A 20,048-nucleotide genomic window follows, 5' to 3' on the forward strand; every position below is an offset into this window, starting at 1 on the left:
CAGACAAAACATCCATAACAAAAGAATTACCACTTAATAATTACCGTTAATTTTGGCCAAAAGATAGAGACGCATGCTATATTGTCTGTAGGAAATGGCAATGGCAACCAACAACCAAGGACATACGGGGGTAGATGAAATGAAAATAGTAGGAATCACAGCATGTACTGCGGGAATTGCCCATACCTACATCGCAAAAGAAAAGCTTGAGTCCGCAGCAAGGTCCCTTGGACATGAGGTCAAAATTGAAACCCAAGGATCCATTGGCGTGGAAAATGAATTGACCCTGTCGGAAATCAAGGATGCGGATGTCGTAATCATTGCAGCGGACATTACGGTTTCCAAGGAACGGTTTGCCGGAAAGCCGGTGGTCGATGTACCGATCAGCTTGATCATGAAATCTCCAAAGTCTGTAGTTTCTTCGGTAGCTTCCAAATTGAAAAAAGATTAAGGGGGACAATTGGATGAACGCGATGAAAGAATTCAACATCAAGAAACACATCATGACTGGCATTTCCTACATGATTCCCATCGTCGTCATCGGCGGCTTGTGCATGGGACTCGGCAAACTGCTGGGTGGCTGGGATGTAGGTTCGGAAGAAAAGGTGGGAACGATGGCGGCCTACATCAACACATTGGGGGCTTACGCCATGGCATTTGTCGTACCGGCTTTGACGGCCGGAATCGCCTACTCGATTTCGGGGCGACCGGGAATCGCTCCAGGATTGGCCATCGGATATGCGGCGGTGCAGGTCAAAGCCGGTTTCCTAGGAGGCATCCTGATGGGGATTTTGATTGGCTTGTTCGTCAATTGGATGAAGACCTGGAAGGTTCCTTCTTGGCTGAAGGGCCTGATGCCTGTAATGATCATCCCGTTCCTCACCACCTTGGTCCTGGGGATGGCATTCCTGCTGATCATCGGCAAACCCATCACGGGCTTCATGGAGTTCCTGACCGCGTGGATCCGCGGATTGAACGATGGATCGAAATTCGTCATAGGAGCGGTCATCGGCGCCTGCATGGGATTTGACATGGGCGGACCTGTCAACAAGACGGCATCCGCGGTTGCCAATGGTCTCGGTGCGGACGGAATCTTCGGACCCATGACCGCAAAAATTGTAGGAGGCATGACGCCTCCTCTGGGAATCGGCCTTGCCGCGCTGGTGGCGAACAAGAAGTTCTCCAAGGCGGAGGTTGAAATGGCGAAAACAGCGGTTCCCATGGGATTCAGCTTCATCACGGAAGGCGTCCTTCCCTTTGCGGCGGCGGATCCGCTGAGGGTCATCCCATCCTGCATGATCGGGTCGGGAATCGCAGGCGGTCTGGCTGTCATGTGGGGATGCGAATCCGTAGCAGGACATGGAGGCATCTTCGTCGTACCGATGATGGTCAACCCATTGGGCTTCATGGCGGCGCTGGTGATCGGGTCCGTCACGACGGGAGTCACCTATGCGTTGCTGAAACGGCCGGCAGAAGACGAAGTCGAGGAAGAGATTGTTGAGCTGGACATCAGCGTAAGCATTGAATGATGATGTTGCAGCCGTATGGCCGGCGAATGCTGGTCATACCTGTCCCAACAGCGTTGTGAGGGGGGTTAACATGTATGTTTCGATGAAAGACATCTTGCGTCATGCACATAAGAACAGCTATGCTGTCATGGCTGTCAACAGCATCAATATGGAAATGGCAAGGGCGGTGGTGGAGGCGGCGGAAGAGGAAAAATCACCGATCATCCTGCAGTTCGGGATGAACCAGATGAGCAAGCACGCGCATCCGACTGAGATGGTGCCCATGATCAAGGCACTGGCGGACAAGGCGTCGGTTCCCGTGTGCCTGAACCTGGACCATGGACAGGATTTCGATTTTATCGTGAAGTGCATCCATATGAATTTTTCCAATGTCATGTTCGACGGTTCGTCGCTTCCGTATGAGGAGAACGTAAGAAGAACAAGCATCATCAGCAACCTGGCCCATCCCATGGGCATCAGTGTCGAAGCGGAGCTCGGGCATGTGGGACAGGCAGCGGACAACGAGGACGAGAACGAGGACCTGCTCACCAATGCGGAGCAGGCCAAGGAATTCGTGGAGCGGACAGGTGTGGATGCCCTGGCGGTCGCCATCGGCACAGCACATGGTGCGTATCCGAAAGGGAAAATCCCCAAGCTGGACTTCGAGCGCCTGAAGGAGTTGAAGAAGAGATTGGACATGCCGCTGGTGCTGCATGGCGGTTCGGGAGCAGGTGAGGAGAACATCCGGAAAGCGGTGGCCTATGGGATCAACAAGATCAATGTCTGCACGGATGCGTTCCAGGTGGCGAAGGATGCCATGCTGAAGGCCACCGAGCAGGACAAAAACATCGACTACATGAACATGTGCATGGTCGCCGAACGGGAAGTGAAGGAGTTCGTGAAGAATTATATTAGGGTCATCGGCTCGAACAACCAGTATATTTTCAAGAAAACCGAAATGCTGGGTTTCGAGTAGCGGGCAACAACCGTATGGGATTGGGGGAGAAGTGATGGATATGCTGGCATTGGGGTTCGTGACTGTCCTTGCCGTCGCCATGGGTGTGAAGATACTGGAGCAGTACAGGACATATGCGGGAAGCGTCCATCAGGCCTTGTACTCGAATTTCACAGAATACAGGATGCGGAAGGGCAGCAGGGAGGCCCTATCGGAAAGCTATCGCCTGAAGAAGCTGTTCGGTCCCCACCGGATTGTCCATATGGAAGATGGCGGAACGGTATTGCTCCTGACCAGTGGATGCTATGCGATCAATGGGGAGAACGGCGTCGGCGACAAATTTCCTTGGGAGGGGTTGCGGCATGTGCCCATGGCCATCGTGGAAACGGTGCCGATCGACCGGCTGTTGGACAGGATAGGGGAAATGCACAATACGAGGGATCCGGATGTGCTTGCGACCAGCGAGATTGAGAAGGCATTCGGGTTGATTGCGGGGGATACGCTTGAATAACGACAAGACAAATTACTACAACAGCAGAATACTGGAGATCCTTCTGAATTGCAAATACACGACCAACAACCATATCGCCGAGAAAATCGGACTTACGGAGAAGACGGTCAGAAACAGGATTTGCGTGCTGGAAAATTTTCTGGAGGAAAACGGCTTCGGAAGGATCGAAAAGAAGAGAAGGGTCGGCATCAAACTGGATGTGACGACAAGCCAAAAGCAGAGCCTCCAAGGCCTGGTTGCCGTGAGTTCCAATCTGAGCTACATCCAGGATCCGACGGAACAGGTGGACCAGACTATCAAGATGCTTCTGACCATGTCTGCAAACAATGGGCTCACCATGGCGAACCTTGCTTCAAACCTATACGTGTGTGTCCCTACGGCCACCGGCATCCTGAGGCAGGCGGCAAGCTGGCTGGAGCACTACGGCATCGGGGTCAATTCAATCAGGAACAAGGGATTGCAGCTCGAGACCACGGAATTCAACTATCGGATAGCGGTCAAGGACTTCATTCTAGGCAGGGCAAAGACGAATGACCTGACGAAAGCGCTGCAGGATTTCTTCCCTGGTCTGGATGTGGAAAGCCTCAGGGACATATTGATAAAGACGGAAAACCAGTGGCGGCTGGAATTTGTCGAATGCTCCTTCAAAGAAATCTGGGTGTATCTGTGCCTGTCCATTTACCGGAAAAACAGCAGGCTCAAGATGGAGTTGGAGTCGATGCCTGAAGAAGCCGAAATGCTCCAGAAATACAATGAATATGCATTCGCCAAATCCATCTACGAAAAAGTCGAAAGGATTTTCAACTACACCGCAGCAAAGGAGGAAATCGATTTCCTGGTGGCGCAAATCCTATGCTCCAACCTTCTCGACGGCAACATGTCGGACAGCAAGGCGCAAGGTGTAAAGGAATACGACAACAAGTTGCGGCAGTTCGTGAGGAAAATCATCGAGACCATCGGCAATGTCATCAACGTAGACCTGACAGATGATGAAAAGCTGTATGAAGGGCTATTGCTCCATATCAGGCCGGCCATCTTCCGGATGCGCTATAGGAACAGCGCGCAATCGGAAACGCCCCTCCAGTACGTGAAAAAGGATTACAAAAAGGTCTATTGCGCCTCGTGGGTGACCAGCATCATGTTTGAAGAATATTATAACGTGCAAATCACCGAAGACGAACTGATCTATATCACCCTTTACATCCAGTCTGCGGTGGAAAGGAAAAAGAGACCGTTGAAGGCGGTGCTGGTCACCAACATGGGAATGGGGCATACGCAGTTCATCAGTGAAAAAATCAGGAAGCACATCCCGCAAATCGAATGCATCCGTTGGGTGAGCGCACACGACTTCAGGGTGTCCGCCCATAAGGACATGGACATCATTTTTGCCCCGGAAAAGCATGGGATTGACGACCGCAGAGTTGTGGAAATCGCCCCAATTTCCCTGGATGCGTCCATGCAGTCGATCAAGGAGAGGATCGATGGCATCCTCAAGGACAGCCTGCAGAACAAGGAAACGTCGGGCATTTACTTCCACGACCTATTCGATCCCGAGTTGATCCTAAAGGATGTGGACATTACGGACAAGGGCGGCCTGATCAGGATGATGACGGAACGGTTGGAGAACAAGGGTTTCGTCACATCGAAATACCACGACAGCGTGCTGGAGCGGGAAGGGGCGACCACCACCTCAGTGGGAAACGGCGTAGCCATTCCACATGGCAACATGCTGGAGGTGAACGAGTCCAAGGTGCTCATCGCAACGCTGAAGAATCCCATCCTATGGCATGGGGACATGGTAGATGTCATTTTCCTGTTGGCAGTCAAGATGGATTCGCCTCACGAAATCAAGAGAATCCAGCAATTCTACAAGCACTTCATCTACCTGACCGACAGCGACGAGAAAGTGGACCGTCTGAGGAACCTGTCTTCTGAAGCCGACATCTACAAATATTTGATCAGATAGGGGGAGTATCCATGGGTGTTAGAGAAATATTGGATGCAAGAATAATCGACCTGAATGTGAAGGCGAACAGCAAGGATGAGGCGCTTAGACATCTAAGCGGATTGTTGGAGAAGGCCGGATACATCGGGGATGTGGACGAGTTCGTATCGGACATCTATGCCAGGGAATCGGAGGGAATCACAGGGATCGGGCAGCATATCGCCATTCCCCATGGCAAGTCCCATTCCGTCACCAATGTGGGGATTGCCATCGGAAAGCTGGACAACCACATCGAGTGGGAGTCCATCGATGAGGAGCCGGTGAACATCATCTTTCTTTTCGCAGTTCCCTTCGATTTCGATTACGCCAGGAACCACATGAAATTGCTTGCCGAACTGGCGGGCAAGCTGGGTAGAAGCGATACGGTCGAGAACCTGCAGAACATCAAAACATTGGAAGAGCTGCAAAGCATTTTCGATTGAGGACACATACATGAGCGGATGAGGAGGGAATTACATATGGTTAGTGGAAAAGTAACGGTGATCAACCCATCAGGGCTGCACCTCCGGCCGGCCGGCACGCTGACGCAGATAGCAATGAAGTGCGATTCCGACATCGTGCTGATTGCGGACGAGAAGACGGTGGATCCCAAAAGCATCTTGAACCTGATGTCTGCAAGCATCACATGCGGTACGTCGGTCACGGTCCGGTGCGAAGGGAAAACAGAAGTTGATGATTTGAAGACGATTGTTGAAGCAATCAAGAGCGGGTTGGGGGAGAACTAGCTACCAGGGAAAAAAAGGTGCCAGGCACTGTGAACAAACGTTCACAGTGCCTGGCACCTTTTCCTCGACCGGCTTTTCTTCCTTCACTTCTTGTGGTAGTACCGGTTGTACTGGTGTTTCGGCTCCGCGGTGACGTTGAGCCCCAGCTTCCGGAAGACGTTCTCGTCCACGGCGGGCAGGAGGACGGTGGAATGCAGCTCGCAGCCCTTCAGCTGGGAGAGGGCCTCCAGGGCCCTTTGGGCCGGTTCGCTGTGGGCGGCGCTGACGGAGAGGGCGATGAGGATCTCATCCGAATGGAGCCTGGGGTTCCTGCTCCCGAGATAGGAGGTCTTCAGGGTCTGGATCGGTTCCAGGGCCTGGGGGGAGACAAGGTGCAGACCGTGGTCGATGCCGGCCAGCTCCTTCACGGCGTTCAGCACCGCCGCGGCCGACGCCCCCAGGAGGTCGGAGGTCTTGCCGGTGACGATCCTGCCGTCCTGCAGTTCGATGGCGACGGCGGGATGGCCGGTGGACTCCTCCCGCTCCAGCGCGGGCCGGATGACCTTCCTGTCCCCGGTCCTGATCCCCGCCTGCTTCATGAGGAGCTCCAGCTTGTAGAGGACCTCCTTGGAACCGATGCCCTGCTTCAGGTCCGCAAGGCAGCTGTAGTAGCGCCGTACGATCTCCTGTTTGGCGGCTTCCCTGCAGACATCGTCGTCGATGATGCAGTTGCCCGCCATGTTGACTCCCATGTCCGTGGGGGAGTTGTAGGGGTTCTCCCCCAGGATGTGTTCCAGCATGGCGTTGAGCACCGGGTAGACCTCGATGTCCCGGTTGTAGTTCACAGCCGGGACGCCGTAGGCCTCCAGGTGGAAGGGGTCGATCATGTTGACGTCGTTCAGGTTGGCGGTGGCGGCCTCATAGGCGATGTTCACCGGGTGCCGCAGGGGCAGGTTCCAGATCGGGAAGGTCTCGAACTTGGCGTATCCAGCCTTGACCCCCCGCTTGTGCTCGTGGTAGAGCTGGGAGAGGCAGGTCGCCATCTTCCCGCTTCCCGGGCCCGGGGCGGTTACAACCACCAGGGGCCGGCTGGTCTCGATGTAATCGTTTTTTCCGTAGCCGTCCTCGCTGACGATGTGCTCGATGTTGCCCGGATAGCCCTCGATGTTGTGGTGGATGCAGGTCCGGATGTCCAGCTGCTGCAGGCGTTTCCTGAACTGGTCCGCCTGGGATTCCCCGTTGTACTGGGTGATGACGACGCTCCCCACATGGAAGCCTTCCCCCTGGAAGGCGTCGATCAGGCGGAGGACATCCTCGTCATAGGTGATCCCCAGGTCTCCCCGCATCTTGCCGGTCTCGATGGCGTCCGCGCTGATGACCACAACGATTTCCACCTGTTCCTTCAGCTGCTGGAGCATCTGGAGCTTGCTGTCCGGCACGAAACCGGGAAGGACCCTGGAGGCGTGGTAGTCGTCGAAAAGCTTGCCGCCGAACTCCAGGTAGAGCTTGTCCCCGAAGTCCGCAATCCGTTTCCGGATGTGGTCGGACTGCATCTTCAGATACTTGTCGTTGTCGAATCCAATTCTCATCATTTCGTCTCCTTATCGTTTCACATGTCCAAAAGTATAGCACAGGGCAGGCATCCTGACCAGATGGGGATGCCTGCACCGTCCCCATATCCCTGGAATCTTTCCTCGAAATGTGAGATAATTGAATCAATCGGATTGGGGCCTGACCCCAAAAGGAAAAGGTGCTCCCCATGGACAAGCAACCTTGTAGGAAGGAGTCGCAATGATCAGACGGTTGACGGAGATTTCGGAGGATGATTTCGGCTTGGTAGGCGGAAAGGCCTACAATCTGGGGAAGATGATCAGGGAAGGCATCCCTGTGCCCGATGGATTTGTGGTGACAGCGGATGCCTATGCGGCCTACAGCAGCAAGGGCTGTTTTCCGGAGGGATTGGAAGGGATGCTTGCCGAGGAGGTGGAGCGCCTTCGGGGGAGCAGCTTTGCGGTCCGGAGCAGTTCGACGCTGGAGGACTTGCCGGGAGCGAGCTTTGCAGGACAGTACAGCAGCTATCTGAATGTTTCGAAACCGGAACTGGAGGAGGCCGTCGTGCGCTGCTGGGAGTCCTTTTGGAACGAGCGCGCGGTGGAATACAGGGAAAGGTTCAAACTGACGCACGGGGTTTCCCAATGCGTCATCATCCAGGAAATGGTCGATGCGGATGTCTCGGGCGTCGTGTTCACGGCCAACCCCATGAACGGGAACAGGAACCAGATGGTCGTGAACGCATCCTACGGCCTAGGGGAGGCCATTGTCGGCGGCCGTGTGGACCCGGACCAATATGTTTTGGACAAGGCCACCGGAGAGGTCATGGGACAAGAGATATCCGTCAAAAAGACAGCCTGCGTTTACGGGGAAAAAGGCACGGCGTATGTACCCGTAGAGGAGGGAAGGAAGACGGAACCTGCGCTAAGCGGCGGGCAGTTGGGCCTGTTGCTGGAGTTGGGGAAGAGAATCGAAAACGCGTTCGAGAGTCCCCAGGACATGGAGTTTGCCATAGACCGGAAGGGCCGCCTGCACATCGTCCAGTCCAGGGACATCACCACCTTGTACCCGGTGGAGGCTTTGGAGCAGGACGGGAAGCTGAGGGCGTACCTGTCGGCGGGGACGGTGCTGTTGGGAATGAAGGAGCCCTTCACCCCGCTGGGGTACGACATGATGAGCCAGATGTTCCCTACCATCCTCAACGTGATGACGATGAAGAAAAAACCGCTGGATGACCGCTTTGTGAAGTATGCGGGATGCAGGATCTATGTGGACATGACGTATCTCCTGTCCAACGGGTTCGTCTCCAGGCAGTTCGCCAACGCCTTCAGCGGCAATGACCTGCCGTTGAAGGACGTGATGAACGGGGTCATACGCAAGTACGGAAAGGTCTTCAGGCATCAGGGCGTGAGGTTCAGGATCCCTCTGGGCGTGTTCAAATACGGCATGGCCATGGGGGCGGCGGTCAGGCGGATCAAAAAGGTCCCGATGGAGCAGCGGTATGCGAGCATGGTCCGGGACGGCAATGAAGTCTACGATAGGTTGAGCGGGCAGAGGAAAACGTTGGCATCCTTGGAGGAAAAGGTGCGGTTCAGCCGGCAATGCCTGGTGGACGCCTTCCTACTGTCCCAAAAGCAGGCGGTCTACTGCACCGAAATGACCGGCTTCGCGGGAATCAAGAAGAGGGTGGACAAAATGTACAAGGACCGTTTTGACTTGGGACTGCTTGGCCAATCCCTGCCGGGGTGCGTGACCCAGGAGCTGACGATCAGGCTGAACGAGGCTGCCCGGCATTTCGACAGCCAGCACATGGAACCCCATGCGCAAAGCCCTAAAGTGCAAGAAATCCTCCGGCGCTTCGGACACCGGGGGAATACGGAGATGGACTTCGGAACGAAGCGGTGGGCGGAAGATCCGGAGTTCCTGCTGGACCAGATCCGCAGCTACAGGACCGACCAGGCCTATGACAGGAACCTGAGGGATATCGAGGGGAAGCGGCAGCGGGCCGAGGAGCTGATCGAAGAGATCCATCAGGCGGTCGAAAAGGACCATGGCTTGAGGAAAGCGGAAAAACTGAAAAGGCGGATGTTGGACTACCGCAGCGTGGCCGGCATGCGGGAATACCCCAAATACGACATCGTCAGGATGTTGGGTCTGGCGAGGAAGGTGATGCTGGACCTGGGGGAAGAGCTTGTGGCGGCCGGGAAACTGGAGCAGGCGGAAGATGTCTTTTATCTGAGACGGGAGGACCTCCTGGGGGTCGATGCCCTTGCACCAACAGGGATGGGACCGGTCAAGAAGAAAATGGCGGAGAACCGAAGGCTCCATCAAAGGGAAATGGCGCGTGTCCGCATTCCCAGATTGCTGGTGAACAACGGGGAAGCGTACTATTCGGCGCACCGGATCGACCCGGACAGCAAAGTGCTGCAGGGCATGCCGCTGTCGCCGGGAATTTGTGAAGGCAAGGTCAGGATCGTCATGGACCCCAAGTCGGAGGTTCTGGAGAAAGGGGAAATCCTGGTGACCGAAAGCACCAATCCATCCTGGACCCCTCTTTTCGCAACGGCAGGGGGTCTGATCATGGAGTATGGAGGCCCGGTCAGCCATGGCGGGATCGTCGCCAGGGAATATGGGATCCCTGCGGTGGTGGGGATCCCAAGCGCCTCCGGCCTGCTGAAGAACGGCCAACACGTGCGGGTGAACGGGGAGACGGGCGTGGTCGAGATCTTGGGATGAAGGATATCTGCCTGGGGCCTGGCCCCAATGGGAACCGGACGAAAATTCTTCGACCGGTAAGATTGAATCGGACGAAAAATTATCGTCCGGAAACAGGAGGTGGCGTCGTGTTTGAAAATTGGTTGTTGGGTGAAACCAAATACATCGAGTACCAGCAGTCCTATGCGGCCACTTTGTTGAAAACGGTCAGCGCATATGCGAATTTGTTGTCTTGCCAAAGGTCCAATTGGATGGGATGACAGGGTCTTCCGGGTCAGCTGACCGATTGGACCGGTTGACGGAGAGAGAAAGCAGGCTTGGGGCCTGACCCCAAAGGAGGACCTTCCTCCCCCCGGAGCATCTGGAGGAGCTGCGGAGGGAGCTGAACCTGGTGGGGGCGCTCACCATCGGGGGTACCTACGACAACTGCATGGCCTTCTACGAGGTGCCGGTAATCAACGTCTTCCCCCTGCTGGACCCCGATGGATGGGAATAAGGAGGTGACCCCATGGACAAGCCGGTGCTGACCAGGGAAATGGAAACGCTCTACATCCCGCTGTTCGCCAAGGCCGAGCAGATGAAGAGGAAGAAGCCCCTGCTGGTGGACAAAAAGGCGGTGGAGATCGCCAACGGGAGCGGCTACGACTTCGCCAGGCTGAAGATCCCCGGGAAGACTAGCCTCATGGTCTGCCTGCGGGCGAGGATGATTGACGAGCATGTGCGGGACCTGCTGGAGCAAAACCCAGAGAGCCTGGTGCTGCATCTGGGATGCGGGCTGGATTCCAGGCATGACCGGATCGGGGAAAGCCGCGCTGACTGGTACGACGTGGACTTCCCGGAGGTGGTCGGGGTCCGGAAGCTCCATTACCAGGAGACGGACAGGTACCACATGGTGGGTTCCTCCGTCCTGGAGAAGGGCTTCCTGGACCGGATTCCGGATGCGGATGGAAGGCCGGCGGTGGTGGTGGCGGAGGGGCTGCTCATGTACCTTTCGGAGGACGAGGTCCGGAGCCTGCTGGGGAACCTGAGGGACAAACTGGGGAGCTACCGTCTGGTCTGCGACGTGTTCAGCACCTATGCCGCCAGGAGGATGCAGGGGCACCCGTCCATCAAAAGGACCGGGGCGAGGATCCGCTGGGGCATCGACCGGGTGGAGGCGCTGGAAGCCTGGGGGCTGGGGCTTGAAGAGGTTAGGGAACACTTTTTCACGGAAGGCAGGGCGCTGGAGGGATTGGGGCCCGGGATGAAGTGGGTGTTCAAGCTGGCCGGCCGGTTCCCGGTGGCCAAGAAGGCCCACCGGGTGGTGACCTGTTTCGTAGGGCCAGGCCCCAAAGGGGCGTGACCCCAAACCAAACCATACAAAGGAGGAGACCCCATGGCATACGAATGGCTGGACGCATACTGCCTGTCGAAGAAGGGCGCGGAGAAGGATTTCAAGGAGGAATGGAACGCCACCCGGTACATGCTGCGGGGGAAGATGTTCGCCATGCTGGGCGGGGACAAGGAGGGGCGGCCCATCGTCACGGTGAAGCTGGAGCCCCTCCACGGGGAGGTGCTCCGGGACCGGTACAAGGACATCATCCCCGGCTACTACATGAACAAGGTGCACTGGAACTCCCTGTACCTGGAAGGGGAGGTGCCGGACGGGGTCCTGGAGGAGATGCTGGACGAATCCTACGGGCTCCTGCTGGCGTCCCTGAGCAAGAAGGCCCAGAAGGAGATCCTGGAGGGGTGAGCGGGACGGAGGGGAGGAATCGACATGGGTAGGAATGGAATTGCGCTTGCCTTGGCCGGGGTTGCCTTGGTCCTGGTGCTTGGAACCGCCGCGGTGGTGGGGACTGGGATTCTGGAGCGGAATCCCGAAGCGACCGGCATCGACTCCATCGGGGACTTCCCGGTGCCCGACGGCACCTCCCCTGTGGAGCACGGCCCGGGGCCGGAGCCAGGCCATGCAGACCCCCCCGGCGCCTCCGCCCCCTCCGGCAGGGAGTTCCACGTCTCCACGGATGGGTCCGACCAGAACGACGGCACCCCGGAAAGGCCCTGGAGGACCATCCAGAAGGCGGCGGACATGGCAGCCCCCGGGGACACGGTCCTGGTCCGGGAAGGCCTCTACAGGGAGATGGTCAGCATGAAGGTATCCGGCACCCCGGAGGCCCCCATCACCTTCCGGAACCACCCCGGAGAGGTCCCGGTCATCGACGGCAGCGGCCTGGAGGTGGACGGCAGCGGCCGGTCCGGCTCCCTCCTCCACATCGAGGACAAAAGCCACATCCGGATAGTGGGTTTTGTGGTCTCCAACCTGGTGTCCACGGACGCCAGCGTGCCGGCGGGAATACGGATCCTGGGGGCCTGTAGGGACATCCAGATCAGGGACACCACCGTCACGGGAATCCGTACCACCTACGACGGATCCCGGAACAGGAACGCCCACGGCATCGCCGCCTACGGGACCGATGGGGATGCCCCCCTGGACGGGCTGGTCATCGACAATTGCCAGGTCTACGGTTGCGTCCTGGGCCAAAGCGAGAGCGTGGTCCTGAACGGGAACGTGACGAACTTCCAGGTCACCAACAACCGGATCCACGACAACGACAACATCGGCATCGACTTCATCGGTTGGGAGGGCACGGCGAAGGAGAACGACCAGGCCCGGCAGGGGATCTGCGCGGGCAATGAGGTCTGGAACATCAGCAGCAGGGACAACGGCACCTACGGGGGGGACCTGTCCGCCGTTGGGATTTACGTGGACGGGGGGACCAACATCCTCATCGAGAGGAACCGGGTCTGGAACGCCGACATCGGCATCGAATGCGCCAGCGAGCACCAGGGCAGGGCCACCAGCCACATCACCGTCCGGAACAACCTGGTGCGCGACTGCAGGGGCTATGCGGGGATCAGCATCGGCGGCTCCGAAAGGGAGAACGGTTCGGCGGAACACATCCGGATCCACAACAACACCCTCTACAACAACCGGACGAACCTGGTGTTCCAGCACAACTGCCAGACAAGCACGAACGTCGTCCGGAACAACATACTGTACCGCTATGGGGACGACAACCTCTACGGGGACCGGACGGACATCCTACTGAGCCACAACATCACCGGGGATCCGGGTTTCATCTCGGAGGGGTCGGACTTCCGGCTGGGAGCGGATTCTGTTGCGGTGGATGCCGGAACAAGCGACGTGGACGTGGGGGAGACGGACCTGGACGGAAACCCCCGGATCGCAGGGAAAGCCGTGGACTGCGGCTGCTACGAGCGGCAATGAAGGAAACGCAGGTGCCAGGCACTGTGAACAAGCGTTCACAGTGCCTGGCACCTTTACTGTAGCCATCGCGCCGGTGATTTGGTACAATAGGGGTAGATAGGAGGTGACCCCCATGACCATAACCCTGGCCGATTTCCTGGCCGACCTGGCCTCAAACCTGACGCTGTTCCTCACCGTCCTCCTGACTCTGGGGGTCATCCTGGTGAACGGCTGGACGGACGCCCCCAACGCCATCGCCACCTGCGTGTCCACCCGCTCCCTTTCCCCCCGGAAGTCCGTCCTGATGGCGGCGTTCTTCAACTTCCTGGGGGTCTGGATGATGACGGCCATCAACGCCTCGGTGGCACAGACCATCTACAGGATGGCCGACTTCCGGGGGGACGCCCGGGCGGCACTGGTGGCCCTGTGCGCCGCCATGGTGGCCATCGTGGTCTGGGCCACGGCGGCGTGGTGGTTCGGGATCCCCACCAGCGAGGGGCACGCCCTCATCGCGGGGGTCTCCGGTGCCGCCATCGCCCTCCAGGGAGGGCTTTCCGGCATCAACGGGGAGGAGTGGATCAAGGTGGTCTACGGACTCTTCCTCTCGGTGGGCCTGGGCTTCGGCGCCGGCTTCGGGTTCGCCCGTCTGCTTGGGTTCCTGTTCAGGGACAGGGACAGACGCACGGCAACCCCTTTTTTCCGGAGGGCACAGGTGGCCGGCTCTGCGGCCATGGCGTTCATGCACGGGGCCCAGGACGGACAGAAGTTCATGGGGGTGTTCCTCCTGGGGGTCTTCCTGGCCCAGGGGGAGGGGCAGGCCACCCGGTTCCTGGTCCCCACCTGGCTCATGGTCCTCGTATCGGTGGTCATGGCCATCGGCACCTCGGCGGGGGGATACAGGATCATCAAGACCGTGGGGATGGACATGGTGAAACTGGAGCCCTTCCAGGGCTTCGCCGCAGACACGGCGGCGGCCGTCAGCCTGCTGGCCTCCTCCCTGCTGGGATTCCCGGTGAGCACCACCCATGCGAAAACGACGGCGATCATGGGAGTGGGGATCGAAAGGCGGGTTTCCCTGGTGAAGTGGAGCGTGGTGAAGGACATGGGATTGGCCTGGGCCCTCACATTCCCTGGGTGCGGCCTGGTGGGGTACCTGACGGCGCACCTGTTCCTGAAGCTCTTCCAATGAGCGCAACCGGATGACCGCAACCGCAGCCCCCAGCCGGCCTTTAAAAGACCGCCGGCATCCGGGGAGAAGGAGGTCGGCAACATGTTCAATTCCAAGAAGAAAGGGAAGGGATACGACTACATCGGCATGTTCGCGGAGCTGTCCGGATTTTCCATCCAGGCGGCGGAATTCCTGGACACGACCCTGAAGGGCTACCGGCGGGAGGACATGCCGGAGAAGTTGGCCCGGATGCACGAGATCGAGCACGGGGCGGACGTGGCGAAGCACGACATGCTGAAGAAGCTGCTCAAGGAATTCCTTCCCCCCATCGACAAGGACGACATCATCCTCCTGTCCCACAAGATCGATTCGGTGACGGATGCGGTGGAGGACGTCCTGATCTTCACCGACGTCCTGAACGTGCCGACGATCCCCCGGGAGGTCACGGAATTCACGGAGCTGATCCTGGAGTGCTGCATGCAGATGCGCCTGGCCCTGGTGGAGTTCAAGGAGTACCGGAAATCGAAGGAGCTGCATGCCCGGCTCGGGGAGGTGAACCGGCTGAAGTCCAAGGGGAAGGCCCTGTATGTGAACCACCTGCGGAACCTGTACCAGATGTCGGAGGACCCGGTGCGGATGCTGGTCTACACCGAAATCTTCAAGAAGCTGGAGCGGTGCTGCATCAAGTGCAAGAACGTGACGAACACTGTGGAGCGGATCGTCATGAAGAACCTGTAGACAGGCAAAACAGGAGGCAAACCATGGAAGAACTGTTGGACTACATCATCGCCCTCACCAACCTCTACGGGCTGGTGCACAAGGACAAGGTCGTGGAAATCTACAACCGGCAGCACGGGAAAAAGGTGGACCCGGCGGCCGTGGACGCCCTCCTGCAAGACCCGACCCAGGAATTGGAGGAGGAGTTCGTGGGGGTCTTCGGGGAGCATTTCGTCAGCCAGCCCATCCTGGAGGAGGGGGCCTTCGGGGAGGAGCTGCGGAAGCGGAAGGGGAAGCCCTTCCATGTGCCCCCCCGGGAGGAGCTGCTCCGCTACCGGGACGACTTCTACTTCGAGGAGACCCCGGAATACGAGGCCCTGGCGGGTTGGCTGGGGGAGAACCTTTTCGGCGGGGACATGCAACCGGCGGAGCTGCTCTGCGAGGAAATCCAGACAGTCTGCCAGTTCGACTTCCAGGTCCTGGACGTGCTGGAGCTGTTCAACCAGGAGAAGGTCCGCTTCAAGGACCAGGCGCAGCTGGAGGAGGCGGTGGGGCTGGTGGGGAAACTGGCCGACAACACCCGGCTGGGGGAAAATAACGGGCTTACCCCCAGGGAGCTCCGGAGGTTGCAGGAACGGCGGATGGTATGAGGAAGGCCGGGCCGGTCCCGTAAGAAAGCATACTTCGTATGCATTCAGACCACACCAGGAAAGTTTGTCCCAAACAAGCTTGGACGAACTTTCCTGGTGTAGAACAAAAGCGAAGAGCCGCAACCCGGTCGGTATGGGTTGCGGCTCTTCCTTTGCCTACCAGTAGACGTTCTTCAAATCCAACGCGCTGCCCCAGGCAACCTTGGGGGCAACCAGGGACCTCCAGTCGTAGGGCGCCTCGGTCAGGTCCTTGGTCCCCAGGGAGGGCACGAAAGCCCTGGCGTACGCCCGGTCCACGCACTGCTGCATGGTCTCCAGTTGGCTGGGGGCGGCGTAGTCATGGGCCAGGACGTTGAAAGGGGTGCTGCTGGGGAGGGGCTGGCCGTCGTCCCCGGTCATCACGGTCCCGTCCGGGTTGTGCCGCCAGCGGATCGCGTTCAGCCGGTCGGAAACCGCCTCGGTCCAGTTGTAGTCGTTCTCCCCGGGGGGATAGAGGTGGTAGTCCGGATACCAGGTGGCGGTGTAGCTCTCGAACAGGATGCCGTCGATGGAGGCGGAGACGTCGCTTTGGCCCCCCTGGAGCAGATGGAAGCCCCGGTTCATCAGGAGGAGCTTGTCCGGGAACACGGCGTCGATCTCCAGGACAAGCTGGTGCCAGAGGGGCTTGCCCGCATCCACGTAGCAGGACCCCCAGCTGGGATTTTGGACCGGCTTCCCGTCCTCCCCGGTGAAGTAGATGTCCAGGGGATGTCCACCGGGATCCCTGCGGAGGGTGTGGGTCTCCCCGACGGAGAGGTATCCGATCAGGAAGGCGTCCGGATTCCGCTTCCGGATGGCCTCCAGCGTCTCCAGGGAAACGGCTTCGGGTTCGAGGATCATGGCGTCGTAGGCGGACATCCAGGAGAGGTCCAGGGACCGGTCCGGAGCGTAGGTGCAAAGGTAGTTCCGGATGGCGGGCCACCCAAGCTTTGAACGGTTTCTGGAAAGGGGTCCGTTCTCCATGACAACACCTCCAATCCGTGGGATTTCCTTAAGATTCTTCCATTATATTCCGGATGGGGGCGCAAGTAAATACCGCAGGAGAAAGATATTAATTTGTTTCGGGGCATGCTATACTTGAAGAAAAGGGGAGGTCCCCTCCCTGTGGAAAGCGGGTGCAAGCGATGAGCAAATCAAAGGGAAAAGCGGCCACAAGCCCCCATGGGATGGTGTCCACCGCATCCCCCTGGGCAACGGAAGCGGGGGTGGAGATGCTGGAGAAGGGGGGGAACGCGGTGGACGCCGCGGTGGCTGCGGCCTTCTGCCTGGGGGTTACGGAGCCCCAGGCCTCCGGGCTGGGGGGGCAGAGCATGATCCTCCTGCATAGGGCCGCCGGGGGGGACCCCCTGACCATCGCCCTGGACGGGTCCTCCCGGGCCCCCTTCGGCGTGGACCCCACCCGCCTTCCGGGGCAGCCACTGAAGCAGGGGCTCAGGTCCGCGACGGTGCCCTCCACTCCGGCGGCCCTGGGCTACCTGCTGGAAACCTACGGGACCCTTCCCCTGGAGGAGGTCTTGAGGCCCTCCATCCGGGCGGCGGAGGAGGGGTTTAGGCTCTCCGCCCTGCAGCACACCCTGCTCTGTCGGGAGAGCCAGCATCTGCGCCAGGACGAGGGTGTCCTTTCCGTGTTCTTCCGGGAGGGCGCCCCCCGCAAGGCCGGGGAGACGGTCCGCCAGCCCCAGCTGGCAGCCTGCCTGGGGCAAATGGCCGGAAAGGGATGGAGGGACTTCTACCTGGGAGGGATCGGGGAACGGATCCTGCAGGACATGGAGGACCGGGGGGGCTGGATCTCCCAGGTGGACCTCAGCAAGGTCCCCTTGCCCGTCCAGCGGGAACCCCTGAAGGGAAGCTACCGGGGATACGGGCTGGAGACCTTCCCACCCCCGGGGGCAGGCCGGGCCCTCTTCCAAATCCTCAACATCCTGGAAGGCTTCACCCCCCGGGAGCTGGCTCCCGACACCCCCCGGTTCTACCTCATCCTGGCCCTGGCCTTCCACGCCGCGCTGATGAACCGGGAGCGCTTCCCGGTGGATCCGGTGCTCTACCCCCAGATGCCGGACAGGCGGATGACGGGCAAGGACAACGCGGCGCCCATCGTCCGCCGGATCCGGAAGGTCCTGCAGCTCCCGGAAGGGGAAGGCTTCAGCCCGCCCCCCACCGCCGGAGAGACCACCCACTTGTCCGTCGCGGACGCCGCCGGGAACATGGTGGGGATCACCCAGTCCATCGAGCTGGTTTTCGGCTCCAAAACCATGGCGTCGGGATTGGGCTTCTTCTACAACAACTACATGAGCGCCTTCAACTACAAGGACATGATGCATCCCTACTATCTGGTGCCGGGAGGCCGTCCCTACAGCAGCGTGGCCCCCACCCTGGTCCGTCGGGGAGACGGCCGTCCGCATCTGCTGCTGGGCAGCCCGGGAAGCGAGCGGATCTCCACGGCCCTCAGCCAGGTGCTCACCCGGGTCCTGGACGCAGGCCAGGACCTGGAGGGCGCCATCAGGGCCCCCCGGTTGCATGCGGGGAGCGTCCGAAAAGTCATGGTGGAGAGGGGGATCCACCGGCCGGAAGTGGTGGAAGCCCTGGAAGATGCGGGTTTCCAGGTCAGCGACCGGGGCCCCTCCAGCTTCTACATGGGGTGCGTCCAGGCGGTGGAGCTGCCCGAGGCCGGGGGAGGGTCCTTCGCCGGGGTTTCCGACCCCCGGAGGGACGGCACGGCCCGGGGGCCGGCGGCGGGGAAACGGACTCTGGGGCCGGCAAACGGGAAAGCGGAATGAAAACAGGAGCGGTCCAGGAAAGGGGAAAGAAATGAAGATAGCGATCATCTACAACCGGGACAGCAAGGCGGTCATCAACCTCTTCGGAAAGCCCAACAGGGAGAAGTACGGAATGGGGACCATCGACAGGATCAAGAAGGCCCTGGAGGAGGGGGGGCACCAGGTGGAGACCTTCGAGGGGGACAAGAACATCATCTTCGCCCTGGAGGAGTTCATGCCCACGGTGATTTCCGGGGAGCGGCCGGGACTGGTCTTCAACCTGAGCTACGGAATCCAGGGGAGGGCCCGCTACACCCACATCCCCGGAATCCTGGAAATGCTGGGCATCCCCTATGTGGGCTCCGGGCCGGAGACCCACGCCGTGGCCCTGGACAAGGTGCTCACGAAAATGGTGCTTCTCCAGAAGGGGCTGCCCACCCCGAAGTTCGCGGTCCTGGAGAACCCGGACTTCCCCCTGCCCCTCCAGGAGGGCCTCCACTATCCGCTGATCGTCAAGCCCAAGGACGAGGCGGTCTCCTTCGGCCTCAAGATCGTGAACGACGACCGGGAGCTGCGGGAGGGGGTTCGGACGATCTACGACATGTACAGGTCCCCCACCCTGGTGGAGGAGTACATCGAAGGAAGGGAGATCAACGTGGGCCTGCTGGGGAACAGCCCGGTGGAGCCGTTGCCGCCGGTGGAGATCGTCTTCAAGGAAGGGGAGCGCATCTACACCTACGAGGACAAGAAGGGCATCAGCGGCAGGACCCTGGAGAAAATCTGCCCCGCCCCCCTGGACGGGAAAACGGCCGCCAAGGTCCAGTCCCTGGCCATCGAGACCTTCCGGGCCCTGGGCTGCTTCGACAGCGCCCGGGTGGATTTCAGGCTGGACGCCCAAAACAACCCCTACATCCTGGAGGTGAATTCCATGGCCAGCCTGGGACCCGACGGTTCCTACGTCTTCGCCGCCCAGCAGGTGGGCCTGGACTATCCCAAACTGGTCAACAAGCTGATCGAGGTCGCCAGCCTCCGGTATTTCGGCCCCATCGCCACCGGGGACGACACCACCCCGCTCCTCGGGGACGCCAAGACCGCCGCCTTCACCCATCTCACCCAGCACCGGGACGGCATCGAGGAGGAGCTGAAGGACTGGACCAACATCGCCAGCTGGACCGGAGACCCGGTGGGGCTGGGCACCATGATGAAGATGCTGGAGCAACGCTTGGAAGGGCTGGGACTCAGGCTCTCCGGGGAATTCACCAACAAGCGCTCGGCATGGACCTGGGAGACGGAGGCGGGGCTGGAAGGGGGGACCCTGCTGGTGGCTCCCGTGGACGTCCCCCACGACGGAAAGGGAGGCTATCCCATCCCCTACCGGCGGGACCCCGAATGGCTCTACGGGGAAGGGATCGCCTCCAGCCGGGCGGGGATCACCTGCGTCCTCCAGGCCCTGGGCGCCCTGGACCAGACGGGTTGCCTGCAGGAGAAGAAGCTGGGGGTCTTCCTCTATACGGACTAG

General features: G+C 59.5%; 18 protein-coding genes. 16 read left to right on the forward strand and 2 right to left on the reverse strand.

The window, feature by feature from the left end:
- The first annotated feature begins 139 nt into the window (after positions 1–139).
- From GXN74_RS08870 to GXN74_RS08900, 7 genes are all read left to right on the forward strand, one after another.
- On the forward strand, positions 140–451 hold the full coding sequence (locus tag GXN74_RS08870) for a PTS fructose transporter subunit IIB (protein WP_162370602.1): 312 nt from the start codon (positions 140–142) through the stop codon (positions 449–451).
- Between the two features lie 13 nt (positions 452–464).
- Complete coding sequence (locus GXN74_RS08875) at positions 465–1,529, forward strand: PTS fructose transporter subunit IIC (RefSeq protein ID WP_162370574.1); 1,065 nt, start codon at positions 465–467, stop codon at positions 1,527–1,529.
- A 70-nt stretch (positions 1,530–1,599) separates the two neighbouring features.
- On the forward strand, positions 1,600–2,484 hold the full coding sequence (locus GXN74_RS08880; protein ID WP_162370575.1) for a class II fructose-bisphosphate aldolase: 885 nt from the start codon (positions 1,600–1,602) through the stop codon (positions 2,482–2,484).
- 34 nt (positions 2,485–2,518) lie between these two features.
- Positions 2,519–2,974, forward strand: a complete 456-nt coding sequence (locus tag GXN74_RS08885) for a hypothetical protein (RefSeq protein ID WP_162370576.1) — start codon at positions 2,519–2,521, stop codon at positions 2,972–2,974.
- Positions 2,967–4,940 (forward strand): BglG family transcription antiterminator, encoded by a 1,974-nt coding sequence (locus GXN74_RS08890; protein ID WP_162370577.1) that lies wholly within the window; start codon positions 2,967–2,969, stop codon positions 4,938–4,940. The genes GXN74_RS08885 and GXN74_RS08890 overlap by 8 nt, the downstream gene beginning before the upstream one ends.
- A gap of 11 nt (positions 4,941–4,951) precedes the next feature.
- Positions 4,952–5,401 (forward strand): PTS sugar transporter subunit IIA, encoded by a 450-nt coding sequence (locus tag GXN74_RS08895; protein WP_162370578.1) that lies wholly within the window; start codon positions 4,952–4,954, stop codon positions 5,399–5,401.
- A 36-nt stretch (positions 5,402–5,437) separates the two neighbouring features.
- The gene (locus GXN74_RS08900; protein ID WP_162370579.1) at positions 5,438–5,704 is read left to right on the forward strand and encodes an HPr family phosphocarrier protein; all 267 of its coding nucleotides are present in this window, start codon (positions 5,438–5,440) and stop codon (positions 5,702–5,704) included.
- Between the two features lie 83 nt (positions 5,705–5,787).
- Here the strand turns inward: GXN74_RS08900 and GXN74_RS08905 are convergent, their stop codons facing one another.
- Positions 5,788–7,272 (reverse strand): DUF1846 domain-containing protein, encoded by a 1,485-nt coding sequence (locus tag GXN74_RS08905; RefSeq protein ID WP_162370603.1) that lies wholly within the window; start codon positions 7,270–7,272, stop codon positions 5,788–5,790.
- 202 nt (positions 7,273–7,474) lie between these two features.
- Between GXN74_RS08905 and GXN74_RS08910 the strand changes: the two genes are divergently transcribed.
- The 7 genes from GXN74_RS08910 to GXN74_RS08940 all read left to right on the forward strand — a co-directional run bounded on the left by GXN74_RS08910 (position 7,475) and on the right by GXN74_RS08940 (position 15,734).
- On the forward strand, positions 7,475–9,970 hold the full coding sequence (locus GXN74_RS08910; protein ID WP_162370580.1) for a PEP/pyruvate-binding domain-containing protein: 2,496 nt from the start codon (positions 7,475–7,477) through the stop codon (positions 9,968–9,970).
- Between the two features lie 487 nt (positions 9,971–10,457).
- A complete protein-coding gene (locus GXN74_RS08915; RefSeq protein WP_162370581.1) occupies positions 10,458–11,291 on the forward strand; it encodes a class I SAM-dependent methyltransferase in 834 nt (277 codons plus the stop codon).
- Positions 11,292–11,324: 33 nt separating this feature from the next.
- Positions 11,325–11,684: an MmcQ/YjbR family DNA-binding protein gene (locus GXN74_RS08920; protein WP_162370582.1), complete on the forward strand. Its 360-nt coding sequence runs from the start codon at positions 11,325–11,327 to the stop codon at positions 11,682–11,684.
- A 24-nt stretch (positions 11,685–11,708) separates the two neighbouring features.
- Entirely contained in the window at positions 11,709–13,220 is a 1,512-nt protein-coding gene (locus GXN74_RS08925) for a right-handed parallel beta-helix repeat-containing protein (RefSeq protein WP_162370583.1), read from the forward strand.
- Between the two features lie 112 nt (positions 13,221–13,332).
- Positions 13,333–14,388, forward strand: coding sequence for an inorganic phosphate transporter (locus GXN74_RS08930; RefSeq protein WP_162370584.1), 1,056 nt, complete (start codon positions 13,333–13,335; stop codon positions 14,386–14,388).
- An 81-nt stretch (positions 14,389–14,469) separates the two neighbouring features.
- Positions 14,470–15,105 carry a DUF47 domain-containing protein gene (locus tag GXN74_RS08935; protein ID WP_162370585.1) on the forward strand — a complete coding sequence of 212 codons (636 nt, stop codon included), beginning with the start codon at positions 14,470–14,472 and terminating at the stop codon, positions 15,103–15,105.
- A gap of 23 nt (positions 15,106–15,128) precedes the next feature.
- Entirely contained in the window at positions 15,129–15,734 is a 606-nt protein-coding gene (locus tag GXN74_RS08940) for a hypothetical protein (protein ID WP_162370586.1), read from the forward strand.
- Positions 15,735–15,890: 156 nt separating this feature from the next.
- Here GXN74_RS08940 and GXN74_RS08945 read toward each other — a convergent pair whose 3' ends face one another.
- On the reverse strand, positions 15,891–16,736 hold the full coding sequence (locus GXN74_RS08945) for a hypothetical protein (RefSeq protein WP_162370587.1): 846 nt from the start codon (positions 16,734–16,736) through the stop codon (positions 15,891–15,893).
- 161 nt (positions 16,737–16,897) lie between these two features.
- Between GXN74_RS08945 and GXN74_RS08950 the strand changes: the two genes are divergently transcribed.
- Entirely contained in the window at positions 16,898–18,550 is a 1,653-nt protein-coding gene (locus GXN74_RS08950) for a gamma-glutamyltransferase family protein (protein WP_162370588.1), read from the forward strand.
- Positions 18,551–18,581: 31 nt separating this feature from the next.
- The gene (locus GXN74_RS08955; RefSeq protein WP_212505745.1) at positions 18,582–20,048 is read left to right on the forward strand and encodes an ATP-grasp domain-containing protein; all 1,467 of its coding nucleotides are present in this window, start codon (positions 18,582–18,584) and stop codon (positions 20,046–20,048) included.

The sequence above is a fragment of the Anaerotalea alkaliphila genome, from assembly GCF_010179735.1.
GTDB classification, from domain to species: Bacteria; Bacillota; Clostridia; order Lachnospirales; family Vallitaleaceae; genus Anaerotalea; species Anaerotalea alkaliphila.

Bases quoted from the DNA above. Each gene is read 5' to 3' on its own strand.
- GXN74_RS08870 (WP_162370602.1), top strand. From the start codon at position 140: ATGAAAATAGTAGGAATCACAGCATGTACTGCGGGAATTGCCCATACC.
- GXN74_RS08935 (WP_162370585.1), top strand. From the start codon at position 14,470: ATGTTCAATTCCAAGAAGAAAGGGAAGGGATACGACTACATCGGCATG.
- GXN74_RS08905 (WP_162370603.1), bottom strand. From the start codon at position 7,272: ATGAGAATTGGATTCGACAACGACAAGTATCTGAAGATGCAGTCCGAC.
- GXN74_RS08885 (WP_162370576.1), top strand. From the start codon at position 2,519: ATGGATATGCTGGCATTGGGGTTCGTGACTGTCCTTGCCGTCGCCATG.
- GXN74_RS08930 (WP_162370584.1), top strand. From the start codon at position 13,333: ATGACCATAACCCTGGCCGATTTCCTGGCCGACCTGGCCTCAAACCTG.
- GXN74_RS08880 (WP_162370575.1), top strand. From the start codon at position 1,600: ATGTATGTTTCGATGAAAGACATCTTGCGTCATGCACATAAGAACAGC.
- GXN74_RS08920 (WP_162370582.1), top strand. From the start codon at position 11,325: ATGGCATACGAATGGCTGGACGCATACTGCCTGTCGAAGAAGGGCGCG.
- GXN74_RS08915 (WP_162370581.1), top strand. From the start codon at position 10,458: ATGGACAAGCCGGTGCTGACCAGGGAAATGGAAACGCTCTACATCCCG.
- GXN74_RS08875 (WP_162370574.1), top strand. From the start codon at position 465: ATGAACGCGATGAAAGAATTCAACATCAAGAAACACATCATGACTGGC.
- GXN74_RS08955 (WP_212505745.1), top strand. From the start codon at position 18,582: ATGAAGATAGCGATCATCTACAACCGGGACAGCAAGGCGGTCATCAAC.
- GXN74_RS08940 (WP_162370586.1), top strand. From the start codon at position 15,129: ATGGAAGAACTGTTGGACTACATCATCGCCCTCACCAACCTCTACGGG.
- GXN74_RS08945 (WP_162370587.1), bottom strand. From the start codon at position 16,736: ATGGAGAACGGACCCCTTTCCAGAAACCGTTCAAAGCTTGGGTGGCCC.
- GXN74_RS08950 (WP_162370588.1), top strand. From the start codon at position 16,898: ATGAGCAAATCAAAGGGAAAAGCGGCCACAAGCCCCCATGGGATGGTG.
- GXN74_RS08925 (WP_162370583.1), top strand. From the start codon at position 11,709: ATGGGTAGGAATGGAATTGCGCTTGCCTTGGCCGGGGTTGCCTTGGTC.
- GXN74_RS08910 (WP_162370580.1), top strand. From the start codon at position 7,475: ATGATCAGACGGTTGACGGAGATTTCGGAGGATGATTTCGGCTTGGTA.
- GXN74_RS08900 (WP_162370579.1), top strand. From the start codon at position 5,438: ATGGTTAGTGGAAAAGTAACGGTGATCAACCCATCAGGGCTGCACCTC.
- GXN74_RS08895 (WP_162370578.1), top strand. From the start codon at position 4,952: ATGGGTGTTAGAGAAATATTGGATGCAAGAATAATCGACCTGAATGTG.